The organism is Brevibacillus sp. TJ4 (assembly GCF_044627595.2).
Lineage (GTDB): Bacteria > Bacillota > Bacilli > Brevibacillales > Brevibacillaceae > Brevibacillus.
The window spans coordinates 1,777,288-1,797,755 of record NZ_CP185865.1; the positions used below are offsets into that span (position 1 = coordinate 1,777,288).

Below are 20,468 nucleotides of genomic sequence, written 5' to 3' on the forward strand. Positions count from 1 at the left end.
AGGTGAGAAAACATGGAAATCAACGCTCTGAATCCGTTTAGTCCGATCCAAGCACAAGCGACACAGAAGCTGCAGACTCCGGCAGAGGCTACCGAAGGGTTTGCCAACTTTTTGTCTGACGCTATTGACCAAGTGAACCAGTTGCAGGTTGAATCGTCACGTATGGCAGATCAATTTGCTGCGGGAACTGTCGAAATTCATCAAATGTCAATTGCGAGCCAGAAAGCGTCCGTCATGCTTGAATTAACTTTACAAGTGCGCAACAAAGCGATCGAATCGTATCAAGAGATCATGCGCATGTCCATTTAGGGCTGTTGGATCCTTCGAGAGGTGAATCATGAACGAACGTCTGGCACTATACAAAGAAAGATTTGGACAAAAATGGAACCAGTTCTCAAAAAAGCAGAAGTGGATGATTGTTGGTATTTCCTCATTTTTGCTCATTTCGTTGGGTCTATACATATTTATTGCTGCACAACCAGTTTATAAGCCACTTTACAACCAACAATTGAGCGAACATGAGATCGGAACAATCAAACAAGAGCTTGAGAGCCTGAAAATTCCGTACCAGATTACCGGAAACGGAACAGGCATTGAAGTTCCGGAAGCAATGGCTCAGGATGTCATTGTGGACTTGGCGGCAAAAGGAATCCCGAGCGAAGCCGGATTTAATTCCGAACTTTTCTCCAGCACATTGGGAGTTACCGACCGCCAGTTCGACGTAATGAAAAAGGGCGCACTGCAGCAGGAACTGCAAAACTTGCTCAAACGCGTCCAGGGTGTTCGCAACGCCCAGGTCATAATTACGTTGCCCCAGGAGAGTCTGTGGGTCACACAAACCCCTGAGACGGCAACAGCGTCGGTAATCGTGGAAGTTGAACCGGGAACAAGACTGGATCAAAACCAGATCAACGCAATGTACCTGCTCGTCTCCCGAAGCGTACCGAAACTGCCAATGGAAAATATCGCCATTACTGACCAGTATTCCAATCCGCTGGAGCGCACAGATGGCAATGAAAGTGAAGGGTCCCTGACTGCTTTCAAACAGCAAGAAGAAATCAAGGCAGAAGTGGAACGCAAAATCCAGCAAAACCTGTACAACTTGCTGGGGACCATTATGGGGCGCGACAAGGTCGTGGTTCACACGTTCATCAAAATGAACTTTGACAAGGAAAACCGTGTGGAAAACCTCGTCCAGGCGCCAGATCAAGAGAATAACGAAGGACTTATTATTTCTTCTCAGCGTTTGTCAAAGGCCTTTTCCGGACAAGGAGCACCTCCAGGAGGAATTGCTGGAACTGGTGACAATACGGTACCTGGATACCCAGGCAACAACACGCAAGGTTCGAACAGTCAGTACGAAGAGCTCAACGATACAATCAACCGCGAAGTAAACCGGATTACTCGCAACATCACTGCGAGTCCTTATAAAATCGAGGACATTACGATCAACGTAGGGGTAGAACCACCTGTTGACGGAGAGCTGGATGATGCAACAATCGAGAGCATCCGGCAAGTGCTTCGCAATGTCGTGCACGTCACTTTGAGCGATCAAGGGATGACCTTGACGCAAGAGCAGCTCGACCAGCGCATTTCCGTACTGCCGCGTGAATTTTCCGGGAAAGTCACCCTGGATGAATCTTCCTCGATTAGTCAACCGTTGCTTTGGGGTGTTGGCGCTCTCGCTGTACTTGCTCTCGCTGCTGTCGGCTTCCTGCTGCTTCGCAGACGTCGTCAAGCTGCTGAAGTGGAAGAGGATGTACCGTTTGCCGATGCCGCTACGAATACGGAAGTACCAGAGTTGATGTACCAAGAGGATGGCGACCATGTTGTCGTCCGCAAGCAACTGGAAAAATTGGCGCGAAGCAAACCAGACGAATTTGTAGTCCTGCTTCGTTCATGGCTAGCAGAAGATTAAGGAGTGAAAGATATGGCTCGCGGCGCTAAAGAGTTGACTGGACGACAGAAGGCAGCTATCCTTCTCATCTCGCTGGGGCCGGAAATCTCAGCCCAGGTGTTCAAACACTTGCGCGAAGATGAGATCGAGCAGCTTACGTTGGAAATTGCCAATGTCCGCAAAGTAGACAATGAAGAAAAAGAAAAGATTTTAAGTGAATTTCACCAGATCGCAGTTGCCAAGGAAGTCATCGCACAGGGCGGTATCACCTATGCCAAGGAAATCTTGCAGAAAGCCTTGGGTGAAACCAAAGCGATGGATATTATCAATCGCTTGACGGCAAATCTGCAGGTGCGACCCTTTGATTTTGCCCGCAAGGCAGATCCGGGACAGATCCTCAACTTTATCCAGAACGAACATCCGCAAACGATTGCGCTGGTCTTGTCCTATCTGGAAGCACAGCAGGCAGCAATGATCCTTTCCGCACTGCCACAAGAGCGGCAGGCTGAGGTAGCGAAGCGGATTGCGACGATGGACAGTACGTCACCGGAAGTAATCGCACAGGTAGAGCAGGTGCTGGAGCAAAAGCTCTCTACGACCGTCACTCACGATTACACGCAAGCCGGCGGTATCGAAGCAATCGTTGCAGTATTGAATGGTGTTGACCGCGGTACTGAGCGCACGATTCTCGATTCGCTGGAGATCCAGGACCCAGAACTGGCAGAAGAAATCAAGAAGCGCATGTTCGTCTTCGAAGACATCGCAACATTGGATAACCGTTCCATTCAGCGTGTGATTCGTGATGTGGAAAATGCCGACCTGCAGCTTTCCCTCAAGGTGTCCAGCGAGGAAGTACGAGAAGTTATCTTCCGCAACATGTCCAAACGGATGGCGGACACGTTCCGGGAAGAAATGGAGTTTATGGGGCCGGTTCGGCTTCGCGATGTAGAAGAAGCACAGTCCCGCATCGTTGCGATTATCCGCCGCTTAGAAGAAGCGGGTGAGATCATCATCGCCCGTGGCGGAGGAGATGATATCATTGTCTAGGATCTTCAAAATGGCTCAGTACGCGTCCTCTGAGGATTATGTACTGCTCTCTGTGAAGCAGCCTGTACTCAAACAGACGGAAGTTGATCCGGAAAAGTTGCAAAAAAAACAAGAAATTTTGCATGAAGCAGAAGCAGAAGCCCAAATCATTATTTCCGACGCCGAGGAAACCGCGCAAAACATGCTCCGCCAGGCTGCGGAGCAGGCGGAGGAGGCAAAGCAAAGAGCCCAGCAGGAGATCGAGCAATGGTGGGAGCAAAAACGGGCCGAAGCTGATGCACTATTTCAGCAAATAAAAGAACAAGCCGCCAATGAGGGGTACATAGCCGGGCAAGCCGAAGGGAAAAGCCAGGCGTATGAAGAAGAGACGTCGGCGATCGCTGAGGCGAAGCGCATATTGGAGCAAGCCTACCTCGAAAAGGAACGGATTCTCGCAGAGGCGGAACCTTTCCTGGTGGAACTGAGTATGGAGGTTGCGAAAAAGGTGATTGCCAGCGAATTGGAGCAAAGACCGGAGCAGGTGCTGGAAATGGCCAAAAAGGTTTTGCGGCGCTCACGCGTACACGGCAATATCGCGATTTGCGTCAACCATCAGTACTTCGAGCAGGTGCAGGAACAACGCGCACAATTGCTCGCTTTGCTCGATGGACAAGCTGAGCTGGCAATCTATCCTGACTATACCGTGCAAGACGGCGGATGCGTAATACGCACACAGATGGGCAGCGTGGATGCACGTGTCGACACGCAGTTGGAAGAAATAAAGCGGGCATTGCTGGAAATCGCCCAAGGAAGTGACAAGGCATGACGGTTGTTCTCGATCTGGCCAAGTACAAGCAAGCCTTGCATACGATCGATCCCATGCGTGTAAACGGCAAGGTGACACAGGTAGTCGGGCTGACGATTGAATCGGAGGGTCCGGAAGTAAGACTCGGTGAGATTTGCCACATCATACCGCATAACAATGTCGAACCGATCATCGCTGAGGTGGTAGGGTTTCGCGAAAACAAAGTGCTGTTGATGCCTTTGGGTGAACTGTCCCAGATCGGACCGGGATGTGATGTGGTCGCCACAGGGCGCTCGCTGGAAGTAAAGGTCGGACCGGAGATTCTCGGAAAAATACTGGATGGACTGGGCCGACCGTACGAAGGGACGCTTCCCAGAGGCCTGGCCTCTTATCCGACCAACAACCAGCCGCCCAATCCGATTACGCGCCCGCGCATCAGGGACCCGCTCAGCGTCGGCGTGCGTGCCATCGATGGCTTGCTGACGATCGGCAAAGGACAGCGGGTCGGGATCTTCGCCGGTTCCGGTGTAGGGAAAAGTACGCTGATGGGGATGATTGCCCGCAACACGACAGCCGATATCAATGTAATTGCGCTGATCGGTGAACGCGGTCGCGAAGTTTTGGAGTTTATTGAACGCGATTTGGGGGAAGAAGGCTTAAAGCGGTCCGTTGTGATCGTAGCCACTTCTGACCAGCCGGCGATGATCCGCATCAAGGGAGCAATGATCGCAACTGCAGTCGCTGAATACTTTCGCGACAGGGGCATGAATGTGATGCTGATGATGGACTCGGTGACCCGATTTGCCATGGCGCAGCGGGAAATCGGTCTGGCGATTGGCGAACCTCCCGCGACGAGGGGGTACACGCCTTCTGTCTTTGCCCTTCTGCCAAAGCTCCTGGAACGGGCGGGAACGGCTGACAAAGGCAGTATCACGGCATTTTACACCGTGCTGGTAGATTCCGATGACATGAACGATCCGATTGCCGACGCGGTGCGGGGGATTCTGGACGGACATATCGTGCTCGACAGAAAAATTGCGCAAAAGGGGCATTATCCAGCAATCGATATTTTGGCCAGCGTCAGCCGGGTGATGTCCGAGATTACGACGGACGATCATCAGGAAGCTGCGCGGTCGCTGAAACGATACATGGCTACCTACCGCGATGCGGAAGATTTGATTAATATCGGAGCTTACAAAGCGGGAACCAACCGCGAAATTGACGCTGCGATCCGTTACCGCGACCTGATTCGCGATTTTACGGCACAAGGAACGCATGAACCTTCGGAATTGCATGGCACGATCAAAGCGCTGACTGCTCATTTTGGAGGTGTGAACTAGCAATGAAAGGTTTTCAGTTTCAGCTCCAGAAGGTTCTTGATCTGAAGGAAAAAGAGAAGGAACAGGCGGAGTGGGCTTTCGGCAAGTCCGTTCAACTGAAAAACGAGGAAGAGAGCAAGCTGGTTCGTTTGTACGAGCACCGCGACGATATGGCCCAGATGCTGGTACAGGCGCAGGAACAGGCGTGTACGGCTTCCCAGTTGATTATGATTTCCCAGTATCGGCAGTCCGTCGAACGAAACATACGGCATCAGCAGCAGACCGTACAAGGCTTGGAACAAGAAGTGGAACGCTGTCAAGTAAAGCTACGCGAGCGCATGAAAGAATCCCAATTGTGGCAACGACTGCGCGAGCGTTCTCTCGCCCAATACCATGAGGAGCTAAAGGTGAGAGAGCAGAAGGAGCTCGACGAAATCGGCACGCAGCTCTATCTTCGGCGAAGCAACTGAGGGGGGTAACAAATGGAAGAAATCCAAGAAGAGCGTGAGTACAGCAAGTGGGAATGGTTTTTTTACATGATTGTCATTCCCGCTTTGTTCGCCAGCCTCCTCGGCGGAGTGCTTCTCAGCTTTCTGGGCGTAAATGTGCTGGGGAACGTGCTTCAGTGGGCCAACTCCATACCGTATGTGGAAAAGATTATCCCCGACGAGTATGCGGCTACTGCCGAAGGTGAAGGAGACAAAAAAGAAGATGTGAACCAGCAGCTTGCCCAACTGCAGGCTGAGCAAGCGAATCATCAGCAAGAGATGGCTGCTCTCCAGGTACAGACAGAGGAAAAGAATGCGACGATCCAGGCGCTGGAAAAGCAGGTCCAGGACCTGACCAAGCTGCTGGAGAACAAGCAGGCAACAGAGGAAGAACGACAGCAGCAATACCAGGATTTGGCCAAGGTATACACCACGATGCAGCCGAAAAACGCGGCAGCAATCATTGAAAACCTCAGTCTGGAAGAGGCTGTAGCCGTGATGAAAAAGATGAATGCGACACAGCGCGCAGACATCTTGTCCAAGATGGACCCGAAGCTGGCAGCAGACATTTCCATTTTGCTGAAGGACTCTGTGGTGAACGTCAATGACGACATCGCCGCATTGCAGGAGCGCGTACAGGTTTTGACAAAAGCCTTGAGCGAGACGCGGGAAGGAAGCCAGGAGAGTTCTCTCATCAATACGTTTGTGCAAATGCCACCTGCAGATTCCGCGGCTGTGATCCGTTCGCTGATGCAGACCAACAAAGACCGGGCGATTTCCATTATGGCCAACATGCCGGAAGCAGCACGGGCGCAAACCTTGTCGGTCATTGCCCAGGAAGATCGCAAAAACAACGACAACCTGGCAGCGCGCATTTCCGAGGAGTTGCTTCGACAGTAGAGCTTGCACCGCTCCTGTCGTTTTGATAAGCAACAATTGACCAAAAGGAGGTGAAAAACATGAACGTACCTGTCGTTACATTGCCAGTCGGGGCTTCCGGTACAGTGACAGCCATGCCAGGACAAGGTGACGCAAAAACAGCGGATCTCGGTTTGGGGCAGCTTTTCTCGCTGCAAATCGGCTTTGCCCTGCAAAATGCACAAGAGGAAGAACTTTCTCTGAATGGCCAAGGCTTGAGCGAAGAAGAGTTGCAAGCAATGGATGACTTGATGGCCATGCTGTCGCAATTGCTCGTGATCCAGCAAGAGAATGAGCAGGGGGCACAAGCGTTTCTGGCCGATTCTGGCAAGCAAGTGGAGCAACTGGTGCAAAAACTGCAAGGACCACTGCCGGAACTGACCAATGAGTGGAAACAACTGCTCAGCAAGCTGACCCAGCAGGAACCGGCTGTAGACGAGACGCAACGGATGCTCGCTCTGCTGCAAAACTACCTGGGAGACAAGGGAGCAGAACAGGCAAAACGCGCACCGCTTGCCCGTCCTGACGCTATCCCGGTCGGAGCAGGAATGCAGGAGATGAGCAAGCTGATCCAACCGTTGCGCATCAACCACGGCCTGCAGGCGTACAAGCAAGAGGCGGGCATTCAGACGCAAGCCGTACAAGTTCTGCAAACAGCTGCAACGCTGGGGCAAGAGCAAACGGACAGCCTGACACAGTCTGCCATTTCGGCTTCAGTGCCTGTGGCATCGGGGAATGGACAAACCGCTCCACTCTTCCAGATGTCGAGCACCGCAAGAACGTATCCCGTTCCTGCCAACCAGTTTCCGGAACAGGTGACCCAGATATTTGTGAAGCAGATGAATCTGACACAAGCAAACGGGTTGCATGAGGCAAAACTGGTTCTGCACCCGCAATCGCTGGGGCAAGTAAACGTGACGATTACTTCTCACAATGGAGTAATCACCGCACAGTTTACGGCTGAGACCAAGGCTGGACGAGAACTGTTGGACAACCAGATGCTCAATTTGCGTACCGCTTTGGTTCAAAACGGCTTGCAGGTAGATCGTCTGGAAGTATCGCAGCAGCAAGCATCTGACAACCTCAATTTCCAGCAGCAGCAGCGGGAACAAGCGAAGCAGCAGCAAGAGCAGCAATCTCGTCAGCAAGAACAGCAGAATGAAAGCGAATTTGTCCTGGAATCCTTGGTTGACGAAGACGAAACGGCATCGGCTTGGGAACAGCTACGAGCAGTTTCCCGTGGCGTAGATGATGTCGTCTAAGAATTGGGCTGAGGAGAGGAAGAGCGATGAACCATTTTTCAGTGGGGCAAACCTACTTTCCTCCGAAAACGAATCACGTCACCAAAGCTGCGCCACAGGCAACCAATGGAAGCAGCAACTTGTTTCAACAGTACCTGACGGAATCACTCGCCCAAACGGCAAAGGGGAAAGGACTTACCTTCAGCCAGCACGCCGCGAACCGGATGCGTGAACGGGGCATATCGCTTGAGACCTCGCAAATCGAGCGTCTGGAATCGGCTGTACAAAAGGCAGCTTCCAAGGGAGCCAAGGAATCCTTGATTATGATGGATAACGTGGCTTACGTCGTGAGTATCGTAAATCGGAAAATCATTACAGCCGTCGACGATGGGAGCATGAAAGAAAACGTGTTTACCAACATCGACAGTGCAATCTTTGTCTAGCGAGACAAAACAGGCTGGACCTATCAGGGAGCCTGCGCGTTGCCGATTGATTGAGGCAACCGGAATGGATGCTTTTTAAAAAGACAATGAGGAGGTAACGTCTCATGTTGCGTTCCATGTACACCGGTATTTCCGGATTGCGTGGCTTTCAAACAAAATTGGATGTGATCGGTAACAACATCGCCAACGTAAACACGGTAGGCTTCAAAAAAAGCCGCGTGATGTTCCAGGACATCCTGAGCCAAAATATCCGTGGAGCAAGCGGCCCTCCTGAAGATGGCGGCAGAGGTGGTACAAACCCTGTGCAAGTTGGTCTGGGCTCGATGATCGGATCGATCGACACGGTATTCAATGCGGGCAGCCCGATGATGACCAACCTGGCGACAGATTTGTCGATCGAAGGCGACGGCTTCTTCATGGTAACCCCTGACGATGGCGACACCTTCTACTATACGCGCGCAGGGAACTTTACCCGTGACGCCCAAGGGTTCCTGGTGAATCCACAAGGGATGAAACTGGTAGACTCGGGCGGCGGTACGATCCAGATCGACCAGGGAGCAGGGATTGTCTCTTTCTCTATCGGTCAGGATGGCGTGATTACAACAGTGGATGACACAGGTACGCTGGATACGCCGTACACCATCGGGATTATGACGTTTAACAACCCGAGCGGTCTGAAAAAAATCGGAAACTCGCTGTACGAGAACACGATGAACGCAGGGGCGCGTGATGAAGCGCCAGATACTCCTGTAACACCTGCTGAGGCATCCGTGAGCGTTATTTCCGGCCAATTGGAAATGTCCAACGTGGACTTGTCCGAAGAATTCACCGAGATGATCGTAGCTCAACGTGGATTCCAGGCGAATTCGCGGATTATTACCACTTCCGATACGATTTTGGAAGAACTGGTAAACCTGAAACGATAGTTTTTTTCGTAACAGTTGAATCGGGGGAGGAGATTCTCCCTCCCCTGATTATTTGAAAGGAGGGGCCATTGTGATCAAGCTGACGCGATTTAACGGTGCCACGTTTTACCTGAACGCAACGCACATCGAGACAGTCGAGGCAACTCCAGATACGGTAATCACTCTTTTTAACGATAGAAAGTACATCGTCAAAGAAGCGGCAGACGAGGTAGCGCAGCGTGTTCGAAATTTTTACCAGGCGGTTCCTCCGGCAGCAAGTACGCCGATTTTGCCGGACGATACAGATGAATAGCGGGAGGCATTGCGATGTTTCAAAATCGATTGTTTAACATGGCACTCATAATTATCATCGCGATTTCTCTATTGGGTGTCATCTCGTTTGTGCTGTGGCAGACATTCCTCGCCCCGACCGCGCAGACGACTGCGGAAGAGACCGAACCGAAAGTCCTTACCGCCGAGGAGATGAATGAATACTCGGTTGATACAGGAGAAATTACGACTAACTTACTTACGAACAACTACATTATCGTGCGCTTCACCATTACTGCCGAGAATGCAAAAGCCAAATCAGAACTTGAACAGCGACTTCCGCAGGTAAATCAGGTAATCATCAAGGCGCTGGCAGGGTTGACGCCGGAGGACATCAAAGGAACCGAGGGAGTAAACAAGCTGGAAGCAAAAATTATGAATGAAATCAGTGCCCTGATGCAACAAGGAAAAATCGTTCAGGTGATTACTACCAAGCGAGTCTTGTCGTAGGGATGCCCGTGACCTATACATAACAAGGAGGTGACGATAGATGGCCGAGGTTCTCTCACAAAGTGAGATTGATGCTCTATTGGCGGCTCTCTCTTCCGGGGAGATGGATGCCAATGAGCTGAAAAAAGAAGAGACTGAGCGCAAGGTGAAAGTATATGATTTCAAGCGTGCCCTGCGATTTTCCAAAGATCAAATTCGTGGACTGACACGCATCCACGAAAACTATGCACGACTGTTGACGACTTATTTTTCCGCTCAGCTCCGTACCTTCGTGCAAATTACGGTTGCCTCCGTCGATCAATTACCGTATGACGAGTTTATTCGCTCCATCCCGAAAATGACGATCCTCAACATTTTTGAAGCACCGCCCCTGGAAGGCCGAATGGTTCTGGAAATAAACCCGAACATTGCGTACACGATGCTGGATCGGTTGCTGGGCGGACAGGGAGGCATCCCGGACAAGCTGGGGGCGCTCACTGAGATCGAGACTACCGTAATGGAAAGGGTGTTTGGCAAAGCGCTGGACACGTTCCACGAAGCCTGGAAGCAAATCATCGAACTGGACCCTTATCTGGAAGGTCTGGAGATGAACCCGCAGTTTATGCAGATCGTATCTCCCAATGAAATTGTCGCTGTTATTTCCTTCAGCACAAAAATTGGCGATACGACAGGCATGATCAACCTGTGTCTCCCGCACGTCGTACTAGAGCCGATCATGTCCAAGCTGTCCGGACAATACTGGTTCTCCAAGCAGAAAAAAGTCAGGGGCGAAGAAGAGCGGCTGCGTGTGGAAGAGCGCGTGAAGACGGCCATGCTGCCGATTATTGCGGAGATGGGAACGGCGACGATCACGGTCGGCGACTTCCTCCAACTGCAAAAAGGCGATGTGATTCAACTCGACCAGTCGCTGGACAACAAGCTCAAAATCAAAGTCGGCGATCAGTTGAAATTCCTGGGTCAGCCGGGTACGCAAAAAGGGCGGATTGCTGTACAGATTGATGAAGTTATCGTAGAAGGGGAGGACGTAAATGAGTAGAGACATGCTTTCTCAAGACGAGATTGACGCGCTGCTTCGCGCGAACAACTTGGTTGAGGATGAAGAGGAAGCGGCCGTGGAGAATCAACCAGACGTGGCTGAATATCTATCCCCGTTTGAGCAAGACGCCTTGGGGGAGATCGGAAATATCTCCTTTGGTAGTGCAGCGACAGCACTGTCTACTTTGCTGAACCAGAAAGTAGACATCACGACGCCTACTGTATCGGTGGTTCAGGTAAACGAGCTGGAAGGCGAGTTTCCCGTACCTCATGTAGCCGTCCATGTGGAATATACGGACGGTTTCAAAGGTATCAACTTGCTCGTCATTCGCATGGAGGATGCCGCGGTAATTGCGGATTTGATGATGGGGGGAGATGGCCGGCCGACCAACACGGAGCTGAGCGAGCTGCACATCAGTGCCGTACAGGAAGCGATGAACCAGATGATGGGTTCTGCTGCGACCTCGATGTCCACGATCTTCAATCAGTTTATCAACATTACGCCACCTGGGATCGACGTCATGGATTTGGCAAAGGGACAGGGAACAGAAAGCTTTTCAGAAGATGATACCCCGCTGGTCAAAGTCTCTTTTCGCCTGAAGGTGGGAAATCAGGGAGAGTTGATTGACTCCAATATCATGCAGTTGCTCCCGCTCTCCTTTGCGAAAAAGATGATTGACCAACTGGTAGGCGGTTCGGAAGAGGAAGTGGCATCGGCGGCTACTGCCGAAATGCCAAAAATCTCGACGAATAGCGCAGCAGCTGCCCAGCCTGAGCCGGCACAAGCTCCTGCCGCTGCCGCACCACCAACGCAGCCAGAGATGCCGAATCAACCGCCAACGGGCTATGCTCCGCCGCCACCGATGGGGTACCCGCCGCATCCTGGGTATCCGGCTGATGCCCATTCCGTACCGCCGGGCTACATGCCGTATCCGCCGCAGTACCAGATGCCTACGCAGCATCATGCACCCCAGCATTTTGGCAACCAGATGGTAAACCAGGCCAACGTACAGACGGCGCAATTTGTACCACTGGGTGGAAATCCGATGGGGATGACTGGGGAGCCGAATCTGGGCTTGCTGATGGATATTCCGCTCCAGGTTACGGTTGAACTGGGAAGAACCAAAAAGCTGATTCGTGAAATTTTGGACCTGTCCGCAGGCTCCATCATCCAGTTGGACAAGCTGGCAGGGGAGCATGTCGATATCCTGGTTAACAACAAGCTGATCGCCAAGGGTGAGGTCGTCGTCATTGATGAGAACTTTGGTGTCCGCGTAACCGACATCATCAGTCAGTTTGACCGCGTTCAAAAGTTGCAGTAACACAAAACTAACTGTAAAGCATTGGGAGGAAGCTATCCATGTCTAACAAGGTATTGATCGTAGATGACGCTGCATTCATGCGCATGATGATTAAAGAGATTTTGTCGAAAAACGGTTACACAGTAGTAGGAGAAGCGAGCGACGGTGCCCAGGCAGTCGAAAAGTACAAGGAGTTGGGTCCTGACCTGGTAACGATGGACATCACCATGCCGGAGATGGATGGAATCGCAGCATTGAAAGAAATCAAGAAAATGGATCCAAACGCACGTGTCATCATGTGTTCGGCGATGGGGCAGCAAGCGATGGTCATTGATGCGATTCAGGCGGGCGCGAAAGATTTTATCGTAAAGCCATTCCAGGCTGATCGCGTGTTGGAAGCGATCAAAAAAACCTTGAGCTAATGATGAGAGTTCTGCGTGCAGGGATGCGGCTCATCTGTGTAAGTTTTCTAGCCCTGTTGCTTTTCGCTTCCCTGCCGACTTTTGTCTTTGCCCAGAGCGGTTCTGTATTTGATGCCATCAATGGGAACACTCCAGCGAGCGATGCGCCCGCCGGCGATGAACAGCCGGCGGCCATTCCCGGCAGCAATGTGGGCAGCCTGTTTGGCTATCTCGTTCAGGTTGTTTTTTCGCTGGGATTCATCATTTTGTTGATTTATTTGCTGCTTCGTTTCCTCGGCAAAAGACAGATCGGACAGCATCAAGGGCCGATCAAGGTGATCAGCGCAGCATCATTGGGACAAGGAAAGACGGTTCAAGTGGTGATGATTGGCGAATCGCTGTACGTCGTCGGAGTAGGAGAAGACGTCCAATTGCTCAGGCATATTCCGCCGGGTGAAGAAGCGGATGCCATTCTCGCCGATGTGGAAATCCAGCCGTTCAAAAATTCGTTGTCTTGGCTGCCGTTTGGCAAGAAAAAGCAGGCAGACGAAGAGGAGCTGTTTTCCTCCGAGGTGGAGGACAAGAGCTTTCAGGAGCTTCTCAACCGGCAATGGACGGACGTCCAGAAAAAGCCGATCCGCCCTGCTGAGTGGAACAAAGAGGAAGATCAGGACAGAGGGGAACTTCGATGAGAGTTTTTTGGCAGTTTCTTGTGGTTGCCATTGCATTACTGGCCATCCCGAATACCGTTATGGCAGCTCCTGCTGTACCGTTGATTCCTACCGTCGACCTGCAAATTGGCGGAGGAAACGGTACGCCACAGGAGACGTCCTCGGCTATCCAACTGTTGCTGATTCTGACCGTGCTGTCAGTTGCTCCGGCAATTTTGCTCCTGATGACCTGCTTTACTCGCATTGTGATCGTCCTGTCATTCGTGCGTACAGCGCTGGCCACACAGTCGATGCCGCCCAACCAGGTCTTGATCGGGCTGGCGATGTTTATGACCTTTTTTATCATGGCCCCTACACTGGCACAGGTGAACGAGACAGCGGTCCAGCCCTTTTTGCAGGGAGAGTTGACACAGCAGCAAGCATTTGACGCCGCAGTCATTCCCTTTAAGGAGTTCATGGCAAAGCAGACACGGGAAAAAGACCTGGTGCTGTTCCTGGAGTACACCCAATCGGAAAGACCGACGAGCATCCAGGACATACCGCTTACTGCACTGGTTCCCGCTTATGCGATCAGCGAACTGAAAACAGCGTTTCAAATTGGTTTTATGATTTTTATTCCGTTTCTTATTATCGACATGATCATCTCCAGTATTTTGATGGGGATGGGGATGATGATGCTGCCGCCCGTAATGATCTCGCTGCCATTCAAAATTTTGCTGTTTATTATGGTGGATGGTTGGTATCTTGTCGTCAAGTCGCTGTTGACCAGCTTTTAGTTTAGATCCAGGGGACTAGGAGGGAGAGCATGACACAGGAACTCTTGATGCAAATTGCGCAAAGCTCTGTTTTTACCATCCTGATCGTGGCTGCCCCTGCACTCGGAATTGCCATGCTGGTCGGTTTGCTCGTCAGTATTTTTCAGGCGACGACGCAAATTCAAGAACAGACACTCGCATTTATACCGAAGATTGTCGCGGTATTTCTGACGATTCTTTTCGTGGGTCCGTGGATGCTGCAAACATTACTCGATTTTGCAATGGGGATTCTGGGCAATCTCCACCAGTTTGTAGGGTAGCGTATGGATCTCGTCTTGATGCAACTACCCGTTTTTTTGCTGGTTTTTGTCCGAATCACGGCTTTTTTTGTGGCAGCGCCATTTTTCAACTCGCGAAATGTACCCAACCAGTTCAAGATCGCTCTCGGGTTTCTCTTGACGCTGATCAGTTTTCAATACGTACCGGCCGTTGAGCCGATTCCGATGGACTTGACCTTTATCATCCACGTGTTAAAGGAAGTGCTGGTCGGGGTAATGCTCGGGCTGATTTGCGAAATCATGTTTGCTGCCGTACAGGTAGCCGGTGGAATGATGGACATGCAGATCGGTTTGGCAATGGCCAACGTGATTGATCCGCGCACGGGTGCGTACATACCGGTTACAGGTAACTTTAAAAATGTACTGGCGACCCTTTACTTCTTCAGCATCGATGGTCATCACATGTTGATTCGCGGACTTATCAGCAGTTATCAAGTAATTCCTTTGGACCGGATGTGGGCGCCATTTGGCAGCGAGCAAGTGGTGATGACGGCGGTGAAGGTGTTCACACAGATGTTTCTCAGTGCTTTTATGATTGCCGCACCACTGGTCGTAGCAATCTTTCTCGTTGATGTGACGCTTGGGATCATTGCCAAATCCGTTCCGCAGTTTAACATTTTTGTTGTGGGTATGCCGATCAAAATGCTTGCCGGCTTTCTCCTGCTAATCGTTCTCATGCCAGCTTTCTTGCTGACCTTGAACGCGCTGTTTGAAAAAATGTTCCGGGGTTTTGCGGAGATGATGAGATGGCTCGGGGGATGAACATGAAGCGAATCCAATTCGCCTACCCCATTGACTTGCAGTTCTTCAACGGGGAAAAGACGGAGAAGGCGACTCCAAAGAAGATCCAGGACGCCCGAAAAAAAGGGCAGGTGGCCAAAAGCCAGGAGTTGGCGCCGGCGATCGCGCTGACCGCTTTCTTCTTCTTGCTGATGATGCTGGGCGGCTACATGCTTGAAGGGTTCCAGAGCATTATGCGTGAATCGCTGGTCACATACATCGGATGGCAGTTTAATGCGCACAACCTGCAAACCATGGTCAAGCAGATGGCCTTTGAAATCGTGAAAATTGTCGCACCGGTACTGGGACTGTCTTTTCTCATCGCGCTCGCAGTCAATTACGCGCAGGTGGGGTGGCTGTTTACGACAGAACCGTTGAAAATGAAACTGGAAAAGATCGACCCGATCAAGGGAGCAAAAAAGCTGTTCTCACTTCGCTCCATTGTCGAATTGTTTAAATCGTTGCTGAAAATCAGTGCGGGGCTTGTCGTCGCCTACTTTATCCTGTGGGAAGCCAAGGAAAAGCTGATGGAGCTTTCTTTCCTTTCACTTGGCTCGGTGATCGTGTTTACGGGCAATGAGGTCGTCAAGCTGGGAATCTTCATCGGACTTCTTCTGTTTATCCTTGCGATTCTGGACTACATATACCAACGCTATGAGTTCGCCAAAAACTTGCGCATGTCAAAGCAGGATATCAAGGACGAGCACAAGCAGGTAGAGGGCGATCCGTTGATCAAGTCGAAGATTCGCCAAAGACAGCGGAGCATGGCACTGCGCCGGATGATGCAAGATTTGCCCAAAGCCGATGTGATCATCACCAACCCGACGCACTTCGCCGTGGCGATCCGCTATGACGCCAACGACATGAGTGCCCCGACGGTGATCGCCAAAGGACAAGACTACTTGGCCTTGAAGATTCGAGAGATCGCCAAGAAACACCGCATCATTACAATGGAAAACAAGCCCTTGGCCAGGGCTCTCTATAACCAAGTTGAAATTGGACAACAAATTCCCGAAGAGTTGTTTAAAGCGGTCGCGGAAGTTCTCGCGTACGTCTACAAGCTGCAAGGGAAAGTGAAATAAGAGAAAGGAGGACACATAGTGGGATTTCGATTGAAAGAACTAGGGACAATCTTATTTGTCATCAGTATTGTAGTTATGATGGTGATCCCACTCCCTTCAGAGCTGCTTGATTTGCTGCTAATTCTCAACATCTCCCTTGCCTTGACGATTTTGCTCGTGGCCATGTATACAAAGGAAGTTCTGGATTTTGCGATTTTCCCGACAGTGTTGCTGATTACAACCTTGTTCCGTCTGGCGTTGAACGTATCCACGACACGAAACATCCTCTCCGAGGGCGAGGGTGGTAGGGTAATCGAGACCTTTGGGAGTTTTGTTATCGGAGGCAGTCCGGTAGTCGGTTTCGTCGTCTTTTTGATTCTCATCATCATTCAGTTCATCGTTATCACCAAGGGTTCAGAGCGTGTCGCGGAAGTAGCTGCCCGTTTTACCCTGGATGCGATGCCCGGGAAGCAAATGAGTATTGACGCAGATTTGAATGCCGGCATGATCTCGGAAGCAGAAGCGCGCGCCAGAAGGAAAAAAATTGAGAATGAAGCAGACTTTTACGGCTCCATGGACGGTGCCAGCAAATTCGTCAAAGGTGACGCGATCGCCGGAATTGTCATTTTTATCGTGAATATTATTGGTGGCTTCATTATTGGTATGTTGATTCACGATATGGGCTTTGCGGAGTCGGCGGCTCACTTTACGATGATGTCGGTGGGGGATGCACTGGTCAGCCAGATTCCGGCGCTGCTCATCTCTACGGCAGCGGGGATTATCGTGACGCGCTCCTCTTCGGGAGAAGGCTTGGGCGATGACATCGCCAAGCAGCTTTTCAACGTCCCGCGCCTGCTTTACATCGTAGCTGGCAGCATGCTGTTTCTGGGCTTGTTTACGCCAATTGGACTGTTCCCGGTGTTCCCGATCATTGCGATCCTCGGATTTGCGGCGTGGAAACTTTCCCGCAATCAGAAGACAGAGGAGAAGGAATCGGCTGATCAGATCGAGGAGCAACAGATTGAGGAAGTCCGCAGTCCGGAAAGCGTCGTGAACCTGCTGCAAGTGGACCCGATCGAATTCGAGTTTGGCTACGGCCTGATTCCGCTCGCGGATGTGAAACAAGGCGGTGATTTGCTGGATCGCGTCATTATGATCCGCAGGCAAATTGCCCTTGAGTTGGGGATCGTCGTTCCGGTCATCCGGATTCGCGACAACATTCAACTTCGCCCCAACGAATACATGATCAAAATCAAAGGCAGCCAGGTTGCAAAAGGGGAAATCATGCTCGATCACTACTTGGCAATGAGTCCGGGAATCGAGGACAATTCCGTAGTGGGGATCGAAACAGTGGAACCAGCGTTTGGATTGCCCGCATTGTGGGTAACAGAAGAAAATAAGGAAATTGCTGAACTGTCTGGATATACGGTGGTGGACCCGCCTTCCGTTGTCGCCACTCACTTAACCGAGATCGTCAAGCGGCATGCTCACGAGCTGCTGGGACGACAAGAGGTGCGTGCGCTGGTCGACAACGTACGCGAGACTTCCCCCGTGCTGGTTGACGAGCTGATTCCAGGCATGTTGTCTATTGGTGATTTGCAAAAGGTGCTGCAAAAGCTGTTGCGTGAAAAAGTGTCCATTCGCAATCTGCCGGTTATTCTCGAAGCGCTGGCCGACCACGCAGTCTACACCAAAGACCCTGAGGTGCTGACCGAGTACGTGCGGCAAGCGATGTCGCGGCAAATCACGCTGCAGTTCACAGAGCCGGGCCAGCCATTGCGCGTGCTGACTGCCGGTGCTGGCTTGGAAAAAGTAATTTCCGAGCGAATCGAGCAGTCGGAGCAAGGCAGCTATTTGGCGATGGATCCGGAGACCACCCAGCGCATTTACCAGGTCATGTCGTCGGAAGTAAGCAAAATGATCAATTCTGGCCAACAGCCGATCATTCTGTCTTCGCCGGCTATTCGCATGTATCTGCGGCAACTGATGGACCGGATGATGCCCGATGTGCCTGTGCTGTCCTATAGTGAGCTCGAGCCGCATGTTGAAGTGCAAAGCGTAGGGATGGTGAACATTTCGTGAGAGTGAAGCGTTACATTGTCGATTCCATGCCGGAAGCAATGGAAAAAATCAGAGGGGATTTGGGGAAGGATGCTGTCATCCTGAACTCCAAGCCGATCAAAGTGGGCGGAGTCTTCGGGCTGTTTGGCAAACAGCGGATTGAAGTCATCGCAGCAGTCGATGCGAAGACGGCCGATCGTGACAGACCCGTCCCCCCGGCAGCAGAACGGTCAAACGATTCACTCAAGCGCCCCCCGGCAGGGACGTATACTGCACAGCAAGTATACCGCAAACCCTCGTCAGCGACGCCTGGTCACGAGTCGCCAGCGGAGCCTGCTGCCGCACCGCGTGCAATGCTCGACACAGCGCCACCTGTGGCTGAACCTGCCGGAAGAGCGGCAGTCGAGCAGCCTGCAGGACAGACCTCCCAGACGGCCCGCGTCTCTGCACAGCCGGTACCCGATACGGTGACGGCCGGCAAGGGAAGCGAGCAGTTGGCTAACGAAGTGCGGGACATGCGCAAAATGTTCGAAAAGTTGTTGGTCAACGATCTGAGCCAGCAGCTTTCGCCTTCTCTGCAGCAGGTACGGCAGCGCTTGCTGGAACAGGAGGTAAGCGAGGAGGTGTCAGCAGAGATTATCGGTCACCTAGTGGAGACAGCCAAGCCGGGGCATGATTGGTCCCGAGAAGAAGCGCTTCGTATCAGCAAGGAGCAAATTGCTGCAATGCTTGCCCCGCACATCGATTCAGCCGCAAAGCTGGGGCCGGATGTGAGATATGCCTTTTTCTTCGGACCAACAGGAGTAGGGAAAACGACCACGATCGCCAAGCTGGCGGCCAACAGCATGCTCAAGGAAAGGCGGAAAATCGGCTTTATAACTGCAGATACATACCGGATGGCAGCCATTGAGCAGTTAAAAACGTACGCCAACATCCTGAACGTGCCGTTGGAAGTAGTCTTCTCCCCCCGCGAGATGGCCCAGGCGATGGAAAAACTGAGCGATTGCGACCTGATTTTCGTCGACACGGCCGGACGGAACTTCCGCAATGATGAATATGTACAGGGAATCAGCGAGCTGCTGCAGCATGGGAACAACAATACCAACTTCCTGGTATTGAGCCTGACCTCCAAGTACAGGGACATGAAGGCGATCATCGACAACTTCGCTGGGGTTCCTGTCGATCAAATCATCTTTACGAAGGCCGATGAAACCAATGCGTATGGCAGCATGCTGAATGTAACAAAAGAGACAGGGCTTTCCCTCTCGTATATGACCACTGGACAAAACGTACCCGATGACATCATGGCGGTAACGCCTGCAATGGTTTCCGCCATGATAATGGGAGATTGACAGGATGCGCGATCAAGCAGAACAACTACGTGAGCGGATGCAGCAGAACAGGAAAGCGCGACCGACTCGGCTCATCACCGTGTCCAGTGGAAAGGGCGGAGTCGGGAAGTCAAACTTCAGTTTGAACTTCGGCTTGGGATTGATCGAAAGAGGACATAAGACGATTCTCTTCGACGTCGACCTCGGCCTGGCAAACCTGGATGTACTGATGGGGATATCTCCACGGCACAACCTGTTTCATTTGCTAGAGCCCGACAAGACCGTATGGGACATCCTGGAGAGAGGCCCGGGAAACCTGGAGTTCATTGCAGGAGGCTCCGGCTTTACGCAAATCATGCAATTGGAAGACGCAAAACTGGATCGCCTGTTCTCCCAGCTTGAACCGTTGCATGGTTACGCTGATACGATCATTTTTGATACGGGTGCAGGTGTCTCAAAAGAGTCGATCCGCTTCATGCTCTCCTCCGACGAAGTCATTCTCGTCACAACACCCGAGCCGACTGCGATAACGGATGCTTATGCAGTGATCAAAATGATCCACTCGCGCAATCCACAGGTCCAGATTCGGATGGTGATCAATCGAGCCACCTCGGAGCGGGAAGGAAGAGCAACCGCTGACAAACTGGCTATGGTGGCCAAACGCTTTTTGAACATGGAGATCGGCACGTTAGGGTATATCACGGATGACCCTCACGTCTCCAAGGCAGTAAAGCTGCAGCGTCCTTTTCTACTCGCATATCCAGAATCGCAAGCCTCCAAAAGCATTCGAAAGCTGGTGGGAAGCTACCTGAACCACGCTTCTGCACCAGAAAGGGATTCCGGCGGCGGTCTGAGAGGATTTCTTGCGAAGCTGAAAAACTTCGTTCGGTAGGCAACAGGAGGTAGGAAGGG

At 51.7% G+C, this 20,468-nt stretch carries 23 protein-coding genes; all 23 read left to right on the forward strand.

What is annotated here, in order from left to right:
* Positions 1-12: 12 nt before the first annotated feature.
* The 23 genes from fliE (at position 13) to ACAF76_RS08775 (ending at position 20,448) form a co-directional block, all read left to right on the forward strand.
* On the forward strand, positions 13-309 hold the full coding sequence (fliE, locus tag ACAF76_RS08665; RefSeq protein ID WP_400162970.1) for a flagellar hook-basal body complex protein FliE: 297 nt from the start codon (positions 13-15) through the stop codon (positions 307-309).
* Between the two features lie 28 nt (positions 310-337).
* Entirely contained in the window at positions 338-1,918 is a 1,581-nt protein-coding gene (gene fliF, locus ACAF76_RS08670) for a flagellar basal-body MS-ring/collar protein FliF (RefSeq protein WP_400162971.1), read from the forward strand.
* Between the two features lie 12 nt (positions 1,919-1,930).
* The gene (gene fliG / locus ACAF76_RS08675; RefSeq protein WP_400162972.1) at positions 1,931-2,944 is read left to right on the forward strand and encodes a flagellar motor switch protein FliG; all 1,014 of its coding nucleotides are present in this window, start codon (positions 1,931-1,933) and stop codon (positions 2,942-2,944) included.
* Positions 2,928-3,749 carry a flagellar assembly protein FliH gene (gene fliH / locus ACAF76_RS08680; protein WP_400162973.1) on the forward strand — a complete coding sequence of 274 codons (822 nt, stop codon included), beginning with the start codon at positions 2,928-2,930 and terminating at the stop codon, positions 3,747-3,749. The genes fliG and fliH overlap by 17 nt, the downstream gene beginning before the upstream one ends.
* Positions 3,746-5,068 (forward strand): flagellar protein export ATPase FliI, encoded by a 1,323-nt coding sequence (gene fliI, locus ACAF76_RS08685; protein WP_400162974.1) that lies wholly within the window; start codon positions 3,746-3,748, stop codon positions 5,066-5,068. The genes fliH and fliI overlap by 4 nt, the downstream gene beginning before the upstream one ends.
* Positions 5,069-5,070: 2 nt before the next feature.
* The gene (fliJ, locus tag ACAF76_RS08690; RefSeq protein WP_400162975.1) at positions 5,071-5,517 is read left to right on the forward strand and encodes a flagellar export protein FliJ; all 447 of its coding nucleotides are present in this window, start codon (positions 5,071-5,073) and stop codon (positions 5,515-5,517) included.
* A gap of 12 nt (positions 5,518-5,529) precedes the next feature.
* On the forward strand, positions 5,530-6,435 hold the full coding sequence (locus ACAF76_RS08695; protein WP_400162976.1) for a MotE family protein: 906 nt from the start codon (positions 5,530-5,532) through the stop codon (positions 6,433-6,435).
* 59 nt (positions 6,436-6,494) lie between these two features.
* Positions 6,495-7,715 carry a flagellar hook-length control protein FliK gene (locus ACAF76_RS08700; protein WP_400162977.1) on the forward strand — a complete coding sequence of 407 codons (1,221 nt, stop codon included), beginning with the start codon at positions 6,495-6,497 and terminating at the stop codon, positions 7,713-7,715.
* Positions 7,716-7,741: 26 nt separating this feature from the next.
* Complete coding sequence (locus ACAF76_RS08705; RefSeq protein ID WP_400162978.1) at positions 7,742-8,137, forward strand: TIGR02530 family flagellar biosynthesis protein; 396 nt, start codon at positions 7,742-7,744, stop codon at positions 8,135-8,137.
* 104 nt (positions 8,138-8,241) lie between these two features.
* Positions 8,242-9,063, forward strand: a complete 822-nt coding sequence (gene flgG / locus ACAF76_RS08710; protein ID WP_400162979.1) for a flagellar basal body rod protein FlgG — start codon at positions 8,242-8,244, stop codon at positions 9,061-9,063.
* Positions 9,064-9,133: 70 nt separating this feature from the next.
* Positions 9,134-9,355, forward strand: coding sequence for a flagellar FlbD family protein (locus tag ACAF76_RS08715; protein WP_400162980.1), 222 nt, complete (start codon positions 9,134-9,136; stop codon positions 9,353-9,355).
* A 14-nt stretch (positions 9,356-9,369) separates the two neighbouring features.
* Entirely contained in the window at positions 9,370-9,822 is a 453-nt protein-coding gene (locus tag ACAF76_RS08720; RefSeq protein WP_400162981.1) for a flagellar basal body-associated FliL family protein, read from the forward strand.
* Between the two features lie 40 nt (positions 9,823-9,862).
* The gene (gene fliM / locus ACAF76_RS08725) at positions 9,863-10,858 is read left to right on the forward strand and encodes a flagellar motor switch protein FliM (protein ID WP_400162982.1); all 996 of its coding nucleotides are present in this window, start codon (positions 9,863-9,865) and stop codon (positions 10,856-10,858) included.
* Positions 10,851-12,179, forward strand: a complete 1,329-nt coding sequence (fliY, locus tag ACAF76_RS08730; protein WP_400162983.1) for a flagellar motor switch phosphatase FliY — start codon at positions 10,851-10,853, stop codon at positions 12,177-12,179. Before fliM ends, fliY begins: the two co-directional genes overlap by 8 nt.
* Before the next feature lie 38 nt (positions 12,180-12,217).
* The gene (locus ACAF76_RS08735; protein ID WP_023557147.1) at positions 12,218-12,580 is read left to right on the forward strand and encodes a response regulator; all 363 of its coding nucleotides are present in this window, start codon (positions 12,218-12,220) and stop codon (positions 12,578-12,580) included.
* 2 nt (positions 12,581-12,582) lie between these two features.
* Entirely contained in the window at positions 12,583-13,251 is a 669-nt protein-coding gene (locus ACAF76_RS08740; RefSeq protein ID WP_400162984.1) for a flagellar biosynthetic protein FliO, read from the forward strand.
* Positions 13,248-14,006: a flagellar type III secretion system pore protein FliP gene (gene fliP / locus ACAF76_RS08745; protein WP_400162985.1), complete on the forward strand. Its 759-nt coding sequence runs from the start codon at positions 13,248-13,250 to the stop codon at positions 14,004-14,006. The genes ACAF76_RS08740 and fliP overlap by 4 nt, the downstream gene beginning before the upstream one ends.
* A 29-nt stretch (positions 14,007-14,035) precedes the next feature.
* Entirely contained in the window at positions 14,036-14,305 is a 270-nt protein-coding gene (gene fliQ, locus ACAF76_RS08750; protein WP_400162986.1) for a flagellar biosynthesis protein FliQ, read from the forward strand.
* A 3-nt stretch (positions 14,306-14,308) separates the two neighbouring features.
* On the forward strand, positions 14,309-15,085 hold the full coding sequence (fliR, locus tag ACAF76_RS08755; RefSeq protein WP_400162987.1) for a flagellar biosynthetic protein FliR: 777 nt from the start codon (positions 14,309-14,311) through the stop codon (positions 15,083-15,085).
* A 2-nt stretch (positions 15,086-15,087) separates the two neighbouring features.
* Complete coding sequence (flhB, locus tag ACAF76_RS08760) at positions 15,088-16,185, forward strand: flagellar biosynthesis protein FlhB (protein WP_400162988.1); 1,098 nt, start codon at positions 15,088-15,090, stop codon at positions 16,183-16,185.
* Between the two features lie 18 nt (positions 16,186-16,203).
* Entirely contained in the window at positions 16,204-18,246 is a 2,043-nt protein-coding gene (gene flhA / locus ACAF76_RS08765) for a flagellar biosynthesis protein FlhA (RefSeq protein ID WP_400162989.1), read from the forward strand.
* Entirely contained in the window at positions 18,243-19,577 is a 1,335-nt protein-coding gene (flhF, locus tag ACAF76_RS08770; protein WP_400162990.1) for a flagellar biosynthesis protein FlhF, read from the forward strand. The genes flhA and flhF overlap by 4 nt, the downstream gene beginning before the upstream one ends.
* Before the next feature lie 4 nt (positions 19,578-19,581).
* The gene (locus tag ACAF76_RS08775; protein WP_400162991.1) at positions 19,582-20,448 is read left to right on the forward strand and encodes a MinD/ParA family protein; all 867 of its coding nucleotides are present in this window, start codon (positions 19,582-19,584) and stop codon (positions 20,446-20,448) included.
* Positions 20,449-20,468 lie beyond the last annotated feature (20 nt).